10 protein-coding genes are annotated in these 17,811 nt (G+C 37.3%); 7 read left to right on the top strand and 3 right to left on the bottom strand.

Annotation, left to right across the window (positions count from 1 at the left end; all coding sequences use genetic code 11):
- Positions 1 to 67: 67 nt before the first annotated feature.
- Positions 68 to 805 carry a DUF4290 domain-containing protein gene (locus QM491_RS06510; protein ID WP_283326503.1) on the bottom strand — a complete coding sequence of 246 codons (738 nt, stop codon included), beginning with the start codon at positions 803 to 805 and terminating at the stop codon, positions 68 to 70.
- 317 nt (positions 806 to 1,122) lie between these two features.
- Here QM491_RS06510 and QM491_RS06505 point away from each other — a divergent pair, with 317 nt between their 5' ends.
- The gene (locus QM491_RS06505; protein ID WP_283326502.1) at positions 1,123 to 2,508 is read left to right on the top strand and encodes an FAD-binding oxidoreductase; all 1,386 of its coding nucleotides are present in this window, start codon (positions 1,123 to 1,125) and stop codon (positions 2,506 to 2,508) included.
- Positions 2,505 to 3,197, top strand: a complete 693-nt coding sequence (locus QM491_RS06500; RefSeq protein ID WP_283326501.1) for a cyclase family protein — start codon at positions 2,505 to 2,507, stop codon at positions 3,195 to 3,197. The genes QM491_RS06505 and QM491_RS06500 overlap by 4 nt, the downstream gene beginning before the upstream one ends.
- A gap of 112 nt (positions 3,198 to 3,309) precedes the next feature.
- Here QM491_RS06500 and QM491_RS06495 read toward each other — a convergent pair whose 3' ends face one another.
- Positions 3,310 to 4,545 carry an ROK family protein gene (locus QM491_RS06495; RefSeq protein ID WP_283326500.1) on the bottom strand — a complete coding sequence of 412 codons (1,236 nt, stop codon included), beginning with the start codon at positions 4,543 to 4,545 and terminating at the stop codon, positions 3,310 to 3,312.
- Between the two features lie 840 nt (positions 4,546 to 5,385).
- On the opposite strand from QM491_RS06495, the gene QM491_RS06490 reads away from it, so the two are divergent.
- From QM491_RS06490 to QM491_RS06470, 5 genes are all read left to right on the top strand, one after another.
- Entirely contained in the window at positions 5,386 to 8,475 is a 3,090-nt protein-coding gene (locus tag QM491_RS06490) for a SusC/RagA family TonB-linked outer membrane protein (protein WP_283326499.1), read from the top strand.
- Between the two features lie 18 nt (positions 8,476 to 8,493).
- Positions 8,494 to 10,098, top strand: coding sequence for a SusD/RagB family nutrient-binding outer membrane lipoprotein (locus QM491_RS06485; protein ID WP_283326497.1), 1,605 nt, complete (start codon positions 8,494 to 8,496; stop codon positions 10,096 to 10,098).
- A 151-nt stretch (positions 10,099 to 10,249) separates the two neighbouring features.
- On the top strand, positions 10,250 to 13,576 hold the full coding sequence (locus QM491_RS06480; protein ID WP_283326495.1) for a VCBS repeat-containing protein: 3,327 nt from the start codon (positions 10,250 to 10,252) through the stop codon (positions 13,574 to 13,576).
- Positions 13,573 to 14,904: a vanadium-dependent haloperoxidase gene (locus QM491_RS06475; protein ID WP_283326493.1), complete on the top strand. Its 1,332-nt coding sequence runs from the start codon at positions 13,573 to 13,575 to the stop codon at positions 14,902 to 14,904. Before QM491_RS06480 ends, QM491_RS06475 begins: the two co-directional genes overlap by 4 nt.
- Positions 14,905 to 14,942: 38 nt before the next feature.
- Positions 14,943 to 16,388 (top strand): alpha-L-fucosidase, encoded by a 1,446-nt coding sequence (locus QM491_RS06470; RefSeq protein ID WP_283326491.1) that lies wholly within the window; start codon positions 14,943 to 14,945, stop codon positions 16,386 to 16,388.
- A 375-nt stretch (positions 16,389 to 16,763) separates the two neighbouring features.
- On the opposite strand, the gene QM491_RS06465 is transcribed toward QM491_RS06470, so the two are convergent.
- On the bottom strand, positions 16,764 to 17,786 hold the full coding sequence (locus tag QM491_RS06465) for a glycosyltransferase family 2 protein (RefSeq protein ID WP_283326490.1): 1,023 nt from the start codon (positions 17,784 to 17,786) through the stop codon (positions 16,764 to 16,766).
- Positions 17,787 to 17,811 lie beyond the last annotated feature (25 nt).

Here is a 17,811-nt window from a genome sequence, read left to right as displayed (position 1 = left end):
AGGGATAATGTGTCCGTTGAGCCGAATGGTTTATTGTTTTGTTGAATTGTGTTTGAGGCCAACAGCACTATCGTTTTCCGTTGTTACGATTATTGTGATTGTTTCTATTGTCGTTGTTGCGTGGACCGTTCGAATTACGATTATTATTGCGGTCGTTACGATCGTTTCGGTCGTTTTGATTATTGTTATTACGACTTCCGAAATTACGATTGTTATTATTACTGCTGTTATTGTTATTGCGACCGTTATTCGAATTATTGTTGCTAGTTGCAGGACGGGCATTACGCAAGTTACCCAAGGCAGATTTTCCAGAGATTCCTTCTACAACAGGCGCTAGTACGTTATTTGACATTTCTAACAAATGACCCCAAATAACTTCATCGTCGACTACTTCTTTGTTCCAGTTTTGGTAAAAAGTTTTCATTAATCTAGCGATGTGTGCTACCAAAATACGCTTTTCTTCTTCGTTACTTTCAGCGATTGCACGTTTAATCAACAACTCAACATTGCGACCATAGTAGCGAAAACGCAACTCATTAACATTGTAAGGAACGTGTTTGGGAAGTTTACCCACCGCATCTGGCGACGGAGGAGGAAATGGACTGTCGACATCCAATTTGAAGTTTGACATAATATACAAGTCATCCCACAATTTGTTGGAATAATCTTGATTATCACGCATGTTTGGATGTACTTGACGCATCAGTTCGACAAGCAAATAGGCGTATTTAGTACGCTTTTCTTTGTCTTGAACCGATAATATATAATCAACTAATTTCTGGACGTTTGTGCCGTATTCTTTCATTGTGCTATTGAGTGAATGAATGAAGAAGCGTTATGCCTACAATAGGCAAAGAAAACGCCTACGCTTTCCTCTTTTCTGACTCAAGGCAAAAATAGGAATAATTCGTTGCTATAAAAAATATTTAATTCGAATGAAAGACGAAAATATCTTTACTTAGAATAGCCATTGGCAGAGAAGTTATAAATTTGGAGAAAGTCCTTTAATCTTCATGCTCTTTAAGTTTTTGAAAAGACAATAGATATAGTACATTTCATTTTCTTTGTATCTATTTAGTTCAAAACAACTTTTAATCGTATCGATAAAACACAAGTATATAAATGAATGATATTGTAGAAAAACTCCAAAAGTTATTTGGTTTGGAGTGTATTCTTTCACAGCATGAAGCGGCTCATCGTCCTGCTAGTGTTTGGATGTCTGGTGCAGCACTTCATTGCAAAGCTTTGGCACGTCCTAAAAACACAGATGAACTAGCCGAAATCTTACGCATTTGTCATGAATATGCGCAACCTGTAGTACCACATGGGGGCTTGACAGGCGTTGCTGGGGGAGCAAAGGTTTCAGGTGATGAAATTGCCATTACCCTAGAACGCATGAACGAAATAGAAGAAATAGATGTCGTAAACAAAACAGTAACAGTACAGGCTGGGGTTATTTTGCAAGATTTACAACAAAAAGTGGCAGCTCATGGCTTCTTGTTTCCCTTAGATTTGGGCGCAAAAGGAAGCTGTATGATTGGAGGAAATATTGCGACTAATGCAGGTGGACTTCAGGCTTTGCGTTATGGTGTTATGCGCCAATTAGTGTTGGGTTTAGAAGTTGTTTTGGCAGATGGAACTATCATTTCATCTATGAATAAAATGATGAAAAATAATGCAGGATATGACCTCAAACAACTCTTTATTGGTTCTGAAGGAACTCTAGGAATTATTACTAAAGCCGTTTTAAGAATAGAAGATGCACCTCAATCCCGTAATACCGCCTTAGTATGTTTGGCAAGTTTTCAGGATGCGGTTCAATTTTTACATGAAGCAAAAAAGAGTCTTGCTAGTTTGCTGACCACTTACGAGATTATTTGGCAAGATTATTACCAATTAATGACTTCGACGCCATCGCCGTATTCGCCTCCATTGCCACAAAATGCCCCTTTTTATGTGTTAATTGAAGCGTTAGGACAAAATCAGCAGGCAGACACAGCGCTTTTTGAAGGATTATTAGAAAACTGTTTTGAAAGAGAGATTATTACTGATGCAGCCTTGGCAAAGTCACAACAGGAGCTGGATTGGTTTTGGGGAATACGCGAGCAGGTAGAGCTTATTTTTCAAGTTCATCATCCTGTATTTTTGTTCGATGTAAGTTTGCCGATTCATACCATGGAAGCATATATAACTGAAATAAAAGGAAAATTACAAGACCGATTTGAGCAAGTAGTCTGTTACGCTTTTGGGCACATGGGAGATGGCAATTTACATCTTTTTGTAAGTACAGACGAAAATCAAGCAGACACACGACACCAAGTAGAAGAAATTGTTTTGACACCACTTTCGGCTATTGGAGGCTCAATTACGGCAGAACATGGCGTTGGGTTAGAGAAAAAAATGTGGTTGCATTTGAGTCGTAGTCAAGAGGAAATAGCTTTAATGAAAACCTTGAAAACAGCCTTGGACCCGAAAGGGATTTTGAACAGAGGAAAAATATTAGAATGATGGAAATGATTGATTTGAGCCAAGAAATATTTGATGGAATGTCAGTTTTTCATAGTTTACCACCTGTAAAAATGGAAATTCATGCCACACATGAACAGTGGGAAGGATTGGTTGATGCAGAAACCCAAACGCCAAGTGTATATAAATTGGAACTAAGCGAGCACACGGGCACACACGTAGATGCGCTCAATCACATGGGTAGGGAGTTTGTGGGACAGTCTATTGATACCATGCCTTTATCCATGTTTTACACCGAAGGTATTTGTCTTGATTTGAGCCATAAAGACTTGCAAGAATTTATTACTTCAGAAGATTTACAAGAAGCTTGTGAGAATGCTGGTCTTTACATCAAAAAAGGAGATACCGTTTTACTATATACCAATCATTATCGAAAGCATTTTGCCACAGAAAATTGGAGCAAAGGTCCAGGATTGACAGCAGAGGCAGCACAATGGTTAGGAGAGAAGCAAATATCTGCTTTTGGTGTAGAAACGCTATCGCCTGGAATACCCAAACTCAGTAATAAGGAAGTACATTATATCTGTGGTAAAATGGGTTTTACGCATTATGAAAACATGATTAATCTTCATCAATTAATCGGACGTGGACGATTTCGGTTTATTGCTTTGCCTCTCAAAATTAGAGGAGGAACGGGGTCGCCTGTACGAGCAGTGGCAGTGTTTGAGTAAGTGATTACATTTGAAGCAAAAGTTCTCGTAGATATTTAATAGCAGTAATCAAAAGAAATCCCCAACAGAACTAATTCCATTGGGGATTTCTTTTGATTACTGCTTATATTATTTAATCCTCTGCTAAAACCTTGTTAAGTGCATAGGCTTGTAGACCTAAAACTTTTGCCGATTCTCCTAATTCAGAAATCACAATACTGAGATTTTCTTTGTAGTCAGCTAAGCAATATTTATAAATAGCTTGTTCGATAGGATTGCTGATAAACTTACCCGCTTTGGCTAAAGCTCCATTTATAATAATGGTTTTTGGATTGAGCAAGTGCACCGCAATAGCCAAACCTTTGCCCATTTCTTTACCAATATCGTGTAACAAGTCAATCGCAAGACCATCACCACGATTGGCTACTTCAATCACCATTTCGATGTCGATTTGGTCAATATTTTTATTAGCCAGTTGCGAAACACGGCCTTCTTTCAACAATTCTTTGATACGTTTGATAAGGTATGATGCTTTCGTAACGGTATCTAGGCAACCAACTTTACCGCAGTGACAAAGTTCGCCGTCTGGACGAACCTGAATGTGTCCTAATTCACCAGCAAAGCCAGATTCGCCTTGTAGAACTTGTCCATTTACGAGTACCCCAAAACCTACACCACCCCAGTCCATATTGACAGTTATGGCATGTTGCATATCTTTGGCAAGTCCAAAATGGTGCTCACCCAAAGTAATAGCTTGCGTATCGTTGATGATAAATACAGGCAGATGAAGGGCACTTTTCATAAGATAGACCAAGCTACCACCATCGGCTACTACATGAGGATAGGTATAGTTTAATCCAGTACGAGGGTTAATCAACCCTGGCATAGACACACTGATGCCCACAAAATGTTCAATTCTGTAGGCCGAAATGGCTAAAAATTTCTCAACTGCTCTAATTAATTGATCAGCTATAGGCGTATCGCCATCAATACAAACAGGAATGTCATCACTGTACATTACCTTGTTTTGGAGATTCAGGATATAGGCTTTCGATTGATAGGTGTTGATATCAAGAGCCAAGACAAAACGTTCGTAGGGATTTAGACTATACAAAGTAGGTTTACGCCCCAGTTGCACTTCAGCAATACCAACTTCAATTACCCACTTTTCATTGATAAGTTCTTCAACCAAAGCTGTGACAGAAGGAACACTGGTGTGTAGCTGTTTTGTCAACTGCGCAATAGTGAAATTACCACCATTATAAAGGTGTTGTAAAAGTTTCTTTTTTAGTTTGTTTTTCTTTAAATCAACAATTGACTCTCTCTCGACGATTTCGCTATCCGGAGCAGATTTGTACAAATCAGACATATATTCAGGGATAAGAATTCAAGTACGTGGTTATGGGTAAACTGACGGTTACTCTACCAACATAAACTTCGTTAAACAGTTCTAAAAGGTTTATATTTTTATAAATAATTTGATAGGCTTTCTGCTTAGTGGAGCTTATTGTATAAATTAATTAAGGTATAGTATCTGCGAAGACACTTAAAAAAATCGCCTATCGTGTTGTTATTCGAAAATGATAAAAATCAATCCTGAATAAATATTACCATTTGAAGCTACTATTTTCTAACGTTTCAGTCTACAGTACTACAAAAAAAAGAAAAATTAATACTTTCAGCAACAAGTATATGATTTAATATCAAAAAAACTTGTAGGGTCTATGGGCTTTTGTGAAAAATACTTACTTTATTAATATATTTTAAAAAAAATGTTAAGTACTTTTACTCGAATTATATAGGGTTTTGTTTTAATATTTTAAAATTATATGTAATATTACAATAAAAATTGCAAATATTATTTTGTTTTCGTTATTTTTAATTGATGAAAATTTCGAATGAGTATTTTGGACGTAAATTTACTCTTTGGTATACAAATGTTTTTTTTTGCACTTGTTATTAAAATAATTTACTAATATCGCATACTTATTGATATATTAGACGAAATACCTGTATTATTTTGAGTTTAAGTAATTTTGATTCAGCATTTTTTTAATAATTATATAATCCCAATTTTCCACGTTATACTATTCTTAGCCATCCATGAAAAACGCATTATTTGCCACCAATCCCCCTTAGGGAAAAGTATCCCTTATTATCATTCACATTAACATCCAATTCAATTTTTTCACTGAAACAGTTCATAAAAATGAAAGCATGCAAAAGTAAATTTACTCTCTTATTTACTGCATTACTGTTCCTTTCTTGGCAAACGATTTTTGCACAAGGCCCAATCAAAGGTAAAGTAACTGATAGTAATAATGCTGGCCTAGCAGGCGTAAGTATTCAAATCAAAGGAACTTCAAAAGGTACCACTTCTGATGCAACGGGTTCATTCACGATTAGTGCATCTAAAGGAAATACTTTGGTATTCAGTTCTGTTGGTTTTGCAAAAAAAGAGGTTGTCGTGTCTGATGCCGCAACATTAAACGTTGTATTAGATAGCGATGTACAATCACTTGAAGAAGTCGTTGTTACAGCCCTTGGGGTTTCTAAAGAGGCTAGAAAAGTAGGTTATGCTGTTACAAAAGTTGACGGCGGTTTGATGACAAAAGCACGTGAAACAAACATGGCTTACTCATTGGCAGGTCGCGTGGCAGGTTTGAACATTTCTGGAACAAGCGGTGGTCCTGGTTCTTCTGCTCGTATTTTGTTGCGTGGTATGGCTAGCTTTACAGCTTCTTCACCATTGTTTGTAATTAATGGTGTACCAATGGACAATACTCAGCGTGGTAGTGCTGGTGAGTGGGGTGGTGCCGACAACGGTGATGGTATTTCAAACATCAACCCTGATGATATTGAAGATTTGACAGTATTGAAAGGTGCATCTGCATCTGCACTTTATGGTGCTAGAGCTGCTAACGGTGTAATTTTGATTACAACAAAAACTGGTAAAAAAGGTAAAATGTCGGTTGAATACAACTTGAACATGGTAGCCGATAAAGCTATCAACTTTACTGATTACCAATATGTGTACGGTCAAGGTCAAAATGGTTTGCGTCCAACTTCAGTAACTAGTGCTTTGAACAGCGGTATGTATAGCTGGGGAGCAAAATTGGATGGTGCTCCAACGATTCAGTTTGATGGCAAGTCTTATGCTTATTCGGCAGTGAAAGATAACTTGGATCAATTCTATAGAACTGGTTCTTCTGTTACTAATTCTGTGTCTATTTCAAATGCTAGTGATCAAGGTGCTTTCCGTTTGTCATTGGCTAATTTGGGTAATAATTCAATTTTGAGAAACTCAGGATTAGATCGTAAGACAATTAACTTCACAGGTTCTCAGAAAATGGGCAACAAAATGACTGTGAATGTGATGGTTAACTATATTGATGAATTGGCTAAGAACAAACCAAACTTGTCAGATGGTCCTTTGAATGCTAATAATATCCAGTATTTGGCTACGAATGTAAACCAAATTGCTCTTCAACCAGGTTATGATGCTTCTTCAATCTACGGTGCTGAAATGCAATACAACGATGATATTTATGTGACAAACCCTTGGTTTGTAGTGAATAAATTCAAAAATAACGTTTCAAGAAAGCGTTTGATTACTTCACTTTCTACTAAATATGACTTTACTAAATGGTTGAATGGTACAGTTCGCTTGGGTTATGACTATATGAATGATGGTATTGATAAAATTACACCAACTGGTACTGCATACTCAAATGGATTGAAAGGTGGCTATGATGAATTGTCGAAAGCTACTACTTCAGAATTAAACGCGGATGCTTTCTTGTCAGCTTCTAAAGATATCACAGAAGACATCAGTATCGATGCCTTGGTGGGTGCTGCTTATAGAAATAACAAATATGACAAAATAGGTATTAGTGGTGGTCCTTTTGTGATTCCATTCTTCTACAGCCCATTGAACGTAACGTCTTTCAGCAGATCTTATAATTATGCTGAGAAAGAAACTCATTCGGCTTACTACTCAATGGATATCGCATTCAAGAAAATGTTCACATTATCGACAACAGGTCGTTATGATGCATTCTCTACGTTGCCAACCAACAACACAGGTATCTTTACTCCATCAGTTTCCTTGAGTGCAGATATTACAGAATTAGCTAAAATCAAAGATTTGAGCTATGGTAAAGTAAGAGCTTCTTATGCAGTTGTATCAGGCGAGCCAGTTAATCCATATACTACTCAACAGTATTACTCAGTAGGTTCAGCAATCCAAGGTATCACAACAGGGTCATTCAGTTCAACATTACCTAACTTGTTCTTAAAGCCTTATACATTGACTGAGATGGAGTTTGGTACTGAGTTGAAATTCTTCCAAAACAGATTAGGAATTGATGTTGCTTACTTTAATCGTAAGACTAAAAATGAAATTATCAACGGTTCTTTATCTGATGCAACAGGGTTTACAGGACAGTACATCGGTACAGGTTCAACTCAGAACTCAGGTATTGAATTAATGTTGAGTGGAACGCCAATACAAACTCCAGATTTCACTTGGAAAACCTCTTTCAACTTGACATCAGTAGCTAACAAAATTCTTGATATTTCAGGAACAGGTGCTGAAAATGAGCAATTGTCATTGGGTACTTACCGTCCGTTGAATGCAAACACTGCTTTGGTAAAAGGTATGGCAGGTCCACAAATCATGGCTTATGACTATGTTAGAGATGCAAATGGTAAAATTGTAGTTGATGCAACTGGTATTCCAGTACAAGCTGCTACAAGAACAGCTATGGGTTCTGTACTTCCTAAACTATACGGTGGTTTCAACAACGAATTCTCTTTCAAAGGTTTCAATTTTGCATTCTTGTTTGATTACCGTTTTGGCAACAAAGTTTTATCAGCTACAAACTATTACACAATCTACAGAGGTTTGAACCAAATTACATTGGCTGGTCGTGAAGGCGGCGTAGTGGCTGATGGTGTTACCGCAGATGGTAAAGTAAATACTGTAAATGTACCTGCACAAACTTACTACCAAAACTTGGCTAGAAGAATCTCTGCATTGAACGTAATGGACGGAAGCTTTATCAAATTACGTCAAATTACAGTAGGCTATACACTTAATAAAAAACAGTTAGGTATCCTTCCTTTCCAATCAGTAGGTATCTCATTTGTAGCTCGTAACTTGTTGACATTGTTGAAACATACAGACAATATCGACCCAGAGGCTGGATTCTCTTCTCAGCTTAACTACGCAGGTATCGAAGGTAGTAGCTTGCCAACAACAAGAACTTATGGATTTAACCTAAACATTAAATTCTAATCTAACTTTTGTAAGAACATGAAAAAAATATTGGTATATATAGGATTATCGGCGTTGCTTACTCAAGGTTGTACATCTGAGTTTGAACAAATCAACACCGACCCAAATGCAACTAGTGCAGCAGTTTTTAACCCAAATTATTTGTTATCACAATCAGAGTCTGACTATGGTAACACTGGTTATTCGCAGTTGTTGTTTCAAAGTATGTGGTCTCAATCACTCGCTTCTACTTTCTCTTATTATGGTAATGGTGATAAGTATTTAGCATCAGGTAGCTTTATTGACTATCAAGGTCGTCTTTGGGGTGAAAACTATCGTTCTGCATCTTTGGCATTCGAAATGCAAAATCTGGTAAAAGACAAGCCTGAGCTTTCAAACTTGTACAATGTTGGTGCAATAATGAAAGTAATCAATATTGCTCGTTTGACAGATAACTATGGAGATGTCCCATACACGCAAGCATTGATGGCAAAATCTGGTGTTTCACAACCAAAGTATGACACACAACAGTCTATTTATACTGGTATGTTGACTGAGTTGGAAACTGCTCTTAAGAACCTAGATGTGAACAAAGCAGGTCCAAGTGCCGACTTGATTTATGGTGGTGATGTGACTAAATGGAAGAAATTTGGTTATTCATTGATGTTGCGCTTGGCTATGCGTATGACTAAAGTTGATGAGGCTTCTGCAAAAACTTGGGCTGAAAAGGCTTACGCTGGTGGTGTATTTACCGCTGTGGCTGACGATGCAAAAGTATTGACAGATGTAAGCACAACTTCTAATGCTACCTCTAATGCATTAAGAGTTGCTGATGATTATAGAGAGGTTCGTTGGAGCAAAACATTTATGGATTATTTGAAATCTACAAATGACCCACGTATTTCGGCTATCGCAGAGGTTTCTCTACCTGGCTATGCAAATAATTCAAACCAAAACTTAGCTGGTGATAATACTGCTTCAGCACAAATTGGTTTGCCAAATGGTTATGATTTGAATGGTGGTGCTAATGATATCAGCAAACACCCTCAATATCCTGGTGCTTCGGGTACAGGAACTGATGTTGCTGGTGTAGGGAAATACTCTCGTCCAAGAACAGCTGTTTATTTGGATCGTAGTGGAGCTAATTTCTTGTTGACTTATTCTGAAGTTGAGTTATATTTGGCTGAAGCTAAAGTAAGAGGTTGGAATGTTGGTGCGGTTACAGCTGCTCAGCATTATGCAAATGGTGTTGCTGCTTCGGTTGCTTCATTGGCTGCTTTCAATACAGCTACTGCTAGTGATGCGGCTATCAAAACAGCGATTGCTGCTATGCCTGCGTACTTGGCTACTAATGCTTTGAATACAAGCTCAACAACAGCTTCATTGAAACAAATCAATGAGCAGATTTGGGTTACTACTTCGATCACTTTCAACTTTATCGAAACTTGGATTAACTGGAAACGTTCTGGATACCCTGTTTTAACTCCAGTAAACTTTGCTAATAACTTTACAGGTGGTGTAATTCCAAGACGTATTCCTTACAAAGCAAGTGAATCATCTACAAACCCTGTTAACTTAAATGCAGCAGTTGGTTTGTTATCAGGTGGTAATACATTTACTGCACGCACTTGGTGGGATAAATAATTATTGACGAAAGAGCAAGGACTTCCCTTGCTCTTTCTGTTAAAGATATGCTTAATTCTTGCTTGACAGGCTAGTATAATATTGTATTTTTTTACAACTTCGACCAAATATTTTGGTCGAAGTTTTTATATTACTCTATTCGATTTTACCCATGACACGTCTTTTCGCTTCCCGAACTTTATTGATAATAACGATTTGTTGTTTTTGCAATAAATCAATTGTTGCTCAAAATACGCTCTTCAAAAAAGTAGATGCTCAATACTCTGGTGTTAATTTTAAAAATATCATTAACGAAACAGAGGATTTGAATGTAATGGCGTATGAGTATTTCTTTAATGGTGGTGGTGTAGCAGTGGGCGATTTGAACAATGATGGCTTGGATGATGTATTTTTTACGGCAAATATGAAAGCCAATAAATTATATCTCAACCAAGGAAAACTAAAATTTAAGGATATTACCAAAGTAGCAGCCGAAGGGCTTGAAGGTAAAAAAGGCGCTTGGAAAACAGGTGTTACGATGGCTGATGTCAATGGTGATGGATTTTTGGATATTTATATATGTTATTCAGGAAAAGTCTCTGAGGAATTACGTAAAAATCAACTCTATATCAACCAAGGTAAACAAAAGGATGGTTCGGTAAAGTTTATTGAAAAAGCAAAAGAATTTGGCTTAGATAGCCCATGTTACAGTACGCAAGCTGCCTTTTTAGATTATGATTTAGACGGAGATTTGGATATGTTCCTGCTCAATCATAATGTAAAAAAATATGATAACATGGAATTGGCTCGCCTTCGCACAGAGGTGGATTCTTTGGCGGGTAATAGACTCTATGAAAATCAAAATGGACATTTTATCGACGTTTCTGTCAAAGCAGGAATTCATCAATACCCTTTAACCTTCGGGCTGGGTATTGCAATTGCCGACGTAAATACCGATGGTTTACCTGATATTTATGTAACTAACGATTATAACGAACCTGATTACCTTTATCTCAATAAGGGAAATGGAACATTTTTGGAACAAACCCCTCGTGCATTTCGTCATCTAGCCCAGTTCTCTATGGGGGTAGATATTGCCGATTTCAATAATGATGCTCTGCCCGATATACTTTCGCTTGATATGCTTCCTGAAGACAATAGACGTCAGAAGTTATTGCAGTTGCAGGAAAATTATGAATCGTTTGAGTTAATGCAACAGCAAGGTTTGCACAAGCAGTATATGCACAATATGTTGCAACTCAACCTGGGAAATGACAAAAGTGGATATCCAAATTTTAGTGAAATCGCACGACTTTCAGGAGTTGCAAGTACTGACTGGAGTTGGTGTCCACTAATTGTTGATTTTGATAACGATGGTCTCAAAGATATCTTTATTAGTAATGGTTATCTCCGTGATTATACCAATAAGGATTTTTTAAGATATTGGGGAGACTATAAAATCAAGAAAGCTATGGATCGTGAGCCTATACAATTGATGGATTTAGTCATGGCAATGCCTTCTACCAAGCTTGCTAACTATATTTTCAAAAATGAAGGAAATCTTAATTTTAGCAATAAACAAATAGCTTGGGGTCTTACAGAGTCTACTGTTTCAAGCGGCGCTGCTTATGCCGATTTAGATAATGATGGTGATTTGGAATTAATCATCAATAACATTAATGAGGAGGCAAGTATTTATGAAAACCTTAGTAGCAACAACAAATCACAGAACTATTTACAGGTTTCACTTGCCAATGACAATGTATCAAAAACGGTTTTAGGAACGAAAGTGTATTTGTATTCGAACAAGCAAATACAATATCAAGAGGTAAATCCTTATCGTGGATATTTGTCTTGTGAATCATTGAGATTGCATTTTGGCGTTGGGGCGTCTACAAAAATAGACTCTATCAAAATTGTATGGCCAGACCGTACCGAACAATGGCTAAAAAATGTGCCTGCCAATCAATTACTAAAAGTGAAAAAAACAGGGACTCCTGCTGAAAAAATCTTTAGTAATATAACCGAAACTTTTCAACCAAGTAAAGCGCTAATACCTTATCGTCATGAGGCCTATCTGGAAAATGACTTCAAGCGTCAACCTTTGATGCTTTCTATGTACTCGTCGGTAGGACCTGTTTTGGCCAAAGCAGATGTCAATAATGATAAATTAGAAGATTTGTTTGTCAGTGGAAATAAAAATCAAAATGGAAAGATTTTTATGCAAATGCCTGATGGAAAGTTTACAACACTGTCTGATTTAGAGTTCGGTGACGAAAGTAACTCGGCAATTTCCGCAGCTACTTTTTTTGACGCTAATAGGGATGGTTTCCAAGATTTATATATTGCCAAAGGTGGATACTCAGTTTTTGAGCCTCAAACTTCTTCTTTACAAGATGAACTGTTTCTAAATAATGGTAAAGGTGGTTTTGTGAAACAAAACTTACCAGACGTAAGCGCTAGTAGCAAGGCATTTGTTAAAACTTGTGATTTTGATTTGGATGGAGATATTGATTTATTGGTAGGAGGTAGAGTTATTCCTGGTAAATATCCTCTAGCGCCTACAACTTACTTACTAGTTAATGATGGAAAAGGTAATTTCACAAGTAAAGATATTCCTTTTGCGAAGATAGGAATGCTTACAGATGCGGTTTGGCATGATATCAATGAAGATGGACGACCAGATTTAATTTTGGTAGGAGAGATGATGTCTATCAAAGTATTTATAAATACAAATGCAGGATTTATCGAAAAGAGTCGAGACTATTTTCCTCTTGCAGATAATGGATTTTGGTACTCAATAGCCTTAGCCGATCTAAATGGTGATGGTATCAAGGATATAATTGTTGGGAATCAAGGTACAAATGCCGTTATAAAAGCGACCAAACAAGAGCCTGCTGAGCTATATTTTGCAGATTTTGATGATAATGGTTCTATTGACCCATTCTTCTGCTTTTATGTACAAGGAAAATCATATCCTTACGTGAGCCGTGACGAGCTAAATGACCAAATTTTCCCGATGCGACGTAAGTTTTCGTCTTACAAAAATTATGCAGATGCAACGATTCAAGAAGTGTTTTCTCCTGAGGATTTAGCCAAAGCATCAAACCTAACCTTAGATGAAGTAAAAACATCTTATTTTTTGAGTAATAAAGAAACGTCTAAATCATGGAGCTTTAAAAAAGTAGATTTACCGATTCAAGCACAATTTGCCCCAGTAACACAAATCGTCATAAAGGATTTTGATAAAGATGGTAATCAAGATGTATTGCTTTTGGGTAACAAAACCGACAATCGCTTGAAACTAGGAAGCATGGATGCAAATTATGGTTGCTTACTGAAAGGAAATGGGAAAGGTACATTGGAGTATGTTCCTCAAAGTTTATCAGGATTGTCAGTTCGAGGAGACGTAAAATCACAAGTCGAATTAGAGATAGCAGGAAAAATATACCTTATTATTGGTGCCTTTAATCAGGCTTTACAATTTTATAAAGAATGAGAAGAATTCAATTAATACTTTTGCTAATATACCTTGCGGGCAGTCAAGCCGTTTGGGCAACAAAGCTCAAATCCCCCATTGAAGGTTACATTCAACCAACCATTTTTTCGTTGACGATGGTGATGCTTCATGACGTAGTGAACCCTCCTGCAGCATCAAGATTTTATACTTATGCCCTTGTGAGTGCACAAAGTATATTATCAGCAGAAAAAAATGAAGTACTGAATCCAAAAGAATATATCAAAGGTTTTCCGACACTAAAGTTTGATAAACCTACTGATACAAACATAAAATTAGCAGCCTTATACAGTATTCTGGAAACAGGTAGGTTAATGTTACCTTCTGGTTTTCAGCTAGAGACAGATCAGCAAAAGCTCCTTGAAAAATGGAAAAAAGATGGCTACGCTGACAAAGAAATTACCGCTTCTGTTGCCTACGCTAAGTCCATTTCACCGCAAATTGTGGCTTGGTCAAAAACAGATGGTTACCTCAAACTGAGTACACTTCGTCGTTATCGCCCTTTAAAGGGGGATGCTTATTGGTATCCAACGCCTCCAGCTTATATGGAGGCTGTGGAGCCAAATTGGAAAACTATCAAACCAATGGTGATTGATAGCGCTGCTCAATTCAAACCAGTTCCGCCTGTTGCCTACAGTGCTGAGCCATCAAGCGAGTTTTATGGTTTAGCAAAAGAAGTTTATGAAGTAGGTAAAAGTTTAAGTGCCGAACAGCGCTTGATTGCAGCATTTTGGGATTGTAATCCATTTGCTGTGAACACCTCGGGTCACATGTCGATTGGCTTTAAAAAAATGAGTCCTGGGGGGCACTGGATGAACATTACGAGTATTGCATGTAATAAAATTAATTTACCATTTGAAAAGGCCATTGTTTTACATTCACTGGTAGCCACCACACTGATGGATGCCTTTATTAGTTGCTGGGATGAGAAATACAGAAGCAACCGTATCCGTCCCGAAACAGTTATTAATCGCTTTTGGGATATACATTGGCAACCATTGTTACAGACACCGCCTTTCCCAGAATATACTAGTGGACATAGTGTTATTTCTACTGCATCGGCGGAAGTGTTAACCTACTTTTTAGGAGATAATTTTGCTTATACCGACGATTCAGAAATTTACTTTGATTTAAAACCACGTGATTTTACCTCGTTTCGACAAGCAGCCAACGAAGCAGCAGTTTCGAGACTTTACGGCGGAATACATTATATGGATGCCATCACAAATGGGCAATCACAAGGAAGAAACCTTGGCAATTTTATGCTCGATAAACTTAAGGCAAAAGGGGTAAAACCTTTTTTTAACTAGCATTATTTTCCTACAGTCAATTTTCAATAATTAAAACAATGAAGAAAAAAGTAATCTTACTCAGCCTCTTATCAAGTTTGATGTTGGGTAATTCGTATGCCCAACAACACTCAGAACAAGACCATAGCAAGTATGTATGGCCGAAGGATGAGTTGGTAAAAAAGAAATTAGATAACTGGCAAGACATCAAGTTTGGTTTGTTGATGCACTGGGGTACTTACAGCGAATGGGGTATCGTAGAGTCTTGGTCGTTATGTCCTGAAGATGAGGGTTGGTGCGAGCGTAGAGGTGCGTCTTCTGCGAATTATTTTGAGTACAAAAAAGCTTATGAAAACCTTCAAACTACTTTTAATCCCGTAAAATTTGCTCCTGAAAAGTGGGCAGACGCCGCTCAGAAAGCAGGGATGAAATATGTAGTTTTTACCACAAAGCACCATGATGGCTTCTGTATGTTTGATTCAAAATATACAAACTACAAAGTGACTGACGCAAAAACACCTTTCTCTAGCAATCCACGTAGCAATATTGCCAAGGAAGTATTTGATGCTTTTCGCAAAAAAGACTTCATGGTCGGGGCTTATTTCTCGAAACCTGACTGGAATACGCCTTCCTATTGGTGGTCTTATTTTCCACCAAAAGACCGCAATGTCAACTATGACCCTAAAAAATATCCTCAAAAATGGCAAGAGTTTAAAGACTTTACCTACAACCAAATTGAGGAGTTGATGACGCAATACGGTAAAATGGATATTCTTTGGTTAGATGGTGGTTGGGTACGTCCATTCTCGACTATTGACCCAAATATTAGCTGGCAAAAAACGATTCCTTATGACCAAGATATTGACATGGCAAAGATTGCTGCGATGGGGCGTAAGAATCAACCGGGTCTTTTGGTAGTTGATCGTACTGTAACAGGTGAATTCGAAAACTATGTAACACCAGAACAGTCAATTCCTGACCATTATATGCCGATTCCTTGGGAAACATGTACAACTATGGGTACGAGCTGGTCGTATGTGCCTAACGATAAGTACAAATCACTTCGTGAAATCATCCACATGTTGGTTGATATTGTAGCTAAAAATGGTAACTTATTGTTGAATGTAGCTCCTGGGCCTGATGGTGAATGGCATAACGAAGCCTACCAACGAATGGAAGAAATGGGTAAATGGGTTTCGGTAAATGGCGAATCAATTTATGGTACCAAACCTGTAGCACCATACCGTGAAGGACAATGGGCATTTACTGGAAAAGACAAATCTACATATTTGACTTATTTGGCTAAAGAAGGAGAAACTGTTCCTGCAACAATTGTTTTACCTTGGAAAAAGGCCGACAAAGCAACTCAAATTACTTTGATTGGAGAGCCTAAACCTTTGAAATATAAGGTAACACCTAATGGGATTGAAGTAGCTGTTCCAGAAAAAGTACGTACTACCGTTGCTTCGCAACCAGCTTGGGTATTTAAAGTAGCCAATAAATAAGAATTAGATAGACGTAAGTCATCATAAAATATTGATTTAGGTTATACCAGAAAAGGGGGTGAAAATTGTTTTTCGCCCCCTTTTTGATGCTACCATTCTAGATTTGACTTAGCTCAAGACGCAATCATTGCCTCTCTACCGCTAGTATACAAATTTTAACATAATTATTAATTCCTTCAATCACTAAATTGGGAAGGATAGTTAATTATTGTTTAATACGCTTTATGTGTTTAGGCACTAGGCAACAGGCACAGAGTGTTAAAATGTTTTTTATTACCCACAACCATGCTTTTTCCCAAAACCCACCGCCGAAAGCTGTTACCTGAAAGCCCCAAGCATAATCTTAAATTTTATTTTGCCTACTAACTTATACAACTAAATTCGATATCTAATCAGACGTTTTATGGTATTTTTAATAAAGTATTTTAGTGTAACTTTATTTTGATGCATTAAAAAACTTTGCCAAGCGTGTTTGTGTGCAGCGCTAGGATTTTGATAGTCGTGATAAATTTTATCAGAAATTTTGGCAAAATATTGAGAGAAATTCTTCAAGGATTCTCGTTTTAATTCCTTCCTTTTTTCTTTTGGCAAATAGTGCTGAATAATATCAATAACTTTAATTATACTCTTGATATCTTCATTAGATAAAAATGAGCGACTTGAAATATTGTTTTGATGCAATCTGTAAAGAGCAAGGTATTTGGGCGTATAAGCAAAGTCATATTTGGAGGCAATTCTCACCCACATTTCCCAGTCTTCGCCATAATGCACTCCAAAGAAACTCCCCATTTCTTCGTATACTGAACGTTTTACAACAATTGCTGGGGGCTGTACACGCTGGCCTTTTGAGATTCTTTCAAACCAATTATCAAGAATGCCTGATTCATGATGCAAGGCAGGTAAGGCATATAATTCTTCATTTTTTTCATTCATGTAGATATAATCCGTAAATACTGCTCCTACATTTGGGAAAGCCTTTATTAGATTAAAAATCTCTTGGTAAAATCCCTCTTTTACCATATCATCACCGTGCAATATATGAATCCAATGACCTTTGGCTCGATTGATACAGGTCTCAAAGTTTCTTAAGCTACCTACATTTTTTTCTTGCCGAAAGTAGCCGATATTCAAATGGCTATATTTTTCTGTAATGCTGCTTAAATCTCCATCTGTGCTATGGTCGTCGATAATCTCAATTTGAAAAATGGAGAAATCTTCGATTTGATTTAATACACTCGTTAATGTTTGTTCGACATAAGCAAAACAGTTAAAAGCTGGTATCATGACCGATATCAGTGGCCTAACGGGGTCACGGAGTGCCTCGATTTTTGGAGGTTTATCAGGAGTTCTTGGATTGGAAAGAGACATAGTATGAAGTAATATGTTGATTTTAAGCAATAAGGAAACAGGGCAACTAGGAGTT

The organism is Flectobacillus longus (genome assembly GCF_030056705.1).
Classification (GTDB): Bacteria; Bacteroidota; Bacteroidia; order Cytophagales; family Spirosomataceae; genus Flectobacillus; species Flectobacillus longus.
This window is presented reverse-complemented; position numbering and strand designations above follow the sequence as displayed.